This is a genomic window from Blastomonas sp., assembly GCF_041747255.1.
Taxonomy (GTDB): domain Bacteria; phylum Pseudomonadota; class Alphaproteobacteria; order Sphingomonadales; family Sphingomonadaceae; genus Blastomonas.
This window is the reverse complement of sequence record NZ_JBGTFM010000334.1, coordinates 1-2485: the sequence shown is the minus strand read 5'-3', so window position 1 is coordinate 2485 and position 2485 is coordinate 1. Positions and strand designations below refer to the sequence as shown.

General features: G+C 64.8%; 2 protein-coding genes and 1 pseudogene. 2 read left to right on the top strand and 1 reads right to left on the bottom strand.

Features of this window, described 5'->3' with window-relative positions:
- Together ACEW8G_RS11420 and ACEW8G_RS11415 are read left to right on the top strand one after the other, a co-directional pair.
- The coding region (locus ACEW8G_RS11420) for a DUF1223 domain-containing protein (RefSeq protein ID WP_373488543.1) at positions 1-599 on the top strand (599 nt) is incomplete at its 5' end.
- 83 nt (positions 600-682) lie between these two features.
- Entirely contained in the window at positions 683-2041 is a 1359-nt protein-coding gene (locus ACEW8G_RS11415) for an MFS transporter (RefSeq protein WP_373488542.1), read from the top strand.
- Between the two features lie 195 nt (positions 2042-2236).
- Here the strand turns inward: ACEW8G_RS11415 and ACEW8G_RS11410 are convergent.
- Positions 2237-2485: pseudogene (locus ACEW8G_RS11410) on the bottom strand (bifunctional folylpolyglutamate synthase/dihydrofolate synthase); the annotation flags it as partial.

Below are 2485 nucleotides of genomic sequence, written 5' to 3'. Positions count from 1 at the left end.
GCCCGCCCGCCGACGCGGTGGCGGCGCGGCTCGCGCGCGATCCGGCGATCCTCGTCATCAGCCGCCCGGTCACCTACTGGGACCGGCTGGGCTGGAAAGACAGCCTGGGCCGCGAGGAAAACACCCGGCTGCAACGCCAGTACAGTGACACCATGTTTGACGGTGCCAGCATCTATACCCCGCAGCTGGTGATCGATGGCTCCGCGCAAGGCATCGGGTCGCAGGAAACGAACGCGCGCAAGCAGATCGCGCGCGCCAATGCGGCGCGCAAAAGCAGCGGCATTGCGGTGCGTGTGTTGCGCAGTGCCGATGGCAGTCGCAATGTCATGCTCGAGGGCAAGGCCGGTCGCGACGCCGAGGTGATGCTTGTCGCCCTTTCTGCCCGCGAGACGGTCAACATCGGGCGCGGCGAAAATGGCGGTCGCTCGGTCAGCTACACCAATGTGGTGATCGACGAGACCCCGGTGGGCCGCTGGACCGGTGGCCGGCAGGCGATCACGCTGACGCCTGCGCAGATCAAAACGCAAGGCGCAGACCGCCACGTGCTGATCGTGCGGCGCGCAGCGGGCGCGGCGGTCATCGGCTCGGCCTGGCTTTGAGCGTGAGGGCCACAATTCATCTGGCGTAAATTGCCGATGCCGCTAGTTTCCTGACCCGGGACACGGGAAGGAAACATATCTGCATGACTGATACGCCCGCCGCAATTGCGCCGGAGGTGACCGGCTGGCGCAAATCGCTGCCGATTGGCCTGCGCCCCTATACCGAAGCCGCGCCGGTTGCCGCGCTGTTCCTCGGCATGTCATCAGGCTTTCCGTTCGCGATGATCGCCGCGACGCTGACCACCCGGCTGGCGCAATCGGGCATCGAGAAATCGACCGTTACCGCCTTTGCGCTCACCTTTCTCGCGTATAATTTCAAGTGGCTGTGGGCGCCGATCATCGATGCGGTGAAGCTGCCGCTGCTCGGGCGCATCGGCCAGCGCGTCTCATGGCTGATCCTGTGCGCAGTGCTGGTGATGGTCAGCATCATCTACCTCGGCCTGCTCGATCCTGCGGCGGATATCGGCAAGGTCGCGGTGGCGGCGATCATGGTCGGCATTGCCGGGGCGACGTTTGACATCGTAATCGATGCCTATCGCATTGAACTGCTCGAACCACATCAGCTGGGCGTCGGATCGGGGATGAGCCAGTACGGCTGGCGGATCGGTGCGGCCTCGGCGGGCGCGCTGGCACTGGTGATCGCGGCGCGCGCCGACTGGACCACGGCCTATATCGCGGTCTCGTTCTTCGGGCTGTTTGCGGTCATTACCGGGCTGGTGATGGGTGAACCGGCACGGCGGCAGGAGCCCAAGCCGCTCAAGGGGCCGATGGCCGCCGCGATTGCCTATATCAGCCCGCTGGCGGAGTTTTTCAAACGCACGGGCGCGCTGATCGTGCTGCTGTTCGTGTTGGTCCACAAGATCGGCGACACGCTCGCCAACTTGACCTTCCGGCTGTTATTCGAAGACCTTGGCTTCACCAACGACGAGGTTGCGATCTACGATATCGGGCTGGGCTTCTGGGCGCTGCTTGCAGGCATTTTTGTGGGCGGCATCCTGTACGCGCGGCTGGGCATGAAGCGATCGGTGATGATCAGCCTGGTGCTGATGGCGGTGTCCAACCTGTCGTTTGCGGGCCTTGCCAGCATCGGCCACAGCAACTGGGGCATGGCAGGCGCCATCGGCTTTGAAAACTTCGCCAGCGGCATCGGCGGGGTGTGCGTGGTCGCGTATCTCTCGGCGCTGTGCAACCTGCAGTTCACCGCCACGCAGTTCGCGTTGCTCTCGGCGGCGGCAAGCATTTTGGGGCGTTTTTTGACCGGCACGTTGGCCGGATCGCTGATCGAATCTTTGGGCTATGTGAACTTCTACCTGCTCACCACGCTCGCCGCGCTCCCCGGCGTGTTCATGTTCTGGTGGATGATGGCCAGCGGTCTGGTGGACCGGTCACTGGGCACGGCGGGGACCGAAAGCGCGGACGAGAGCGGGGGACGAGAAGAGTAGTTACGTTTACCGTCTGTCCCGAGCCCTTCGACGCCGCCTGAGCGGCTGGCTTGCCAGCCTGTCGAAGGGCTCGGGAATGTGGAGAGGTCGAAATTCCGTTCTCCGGCGAATGCCGGAGTCCAGGAGTCAGGTTGCACTGTGGTCGCCCTGGATTCCGGCGTTCGCCGGAAAACGGTTGTTGCGATTGAAGCGCGTTCAATCCGGCTCTTGCCCGTTCGCTTTCAGCACCTCGCCCGCCAGATACAGCGAACCGGCGATCAGCACCGGCAGCGGCTCGCGCCCCGCCAGCCGCGAAAGCGCGGCGCGCACATCCGCCGCCGCCTCCACCTCAAGCCCGCTTGTGACGCACACCTGAAACGCATCGGCATCGTGATGCGCGTGCCCCGGCACCGGCAGCGCGATGACCGAGGCAAGGCTTGCCCCCAGCGGGCCGAGCAAAGCGCC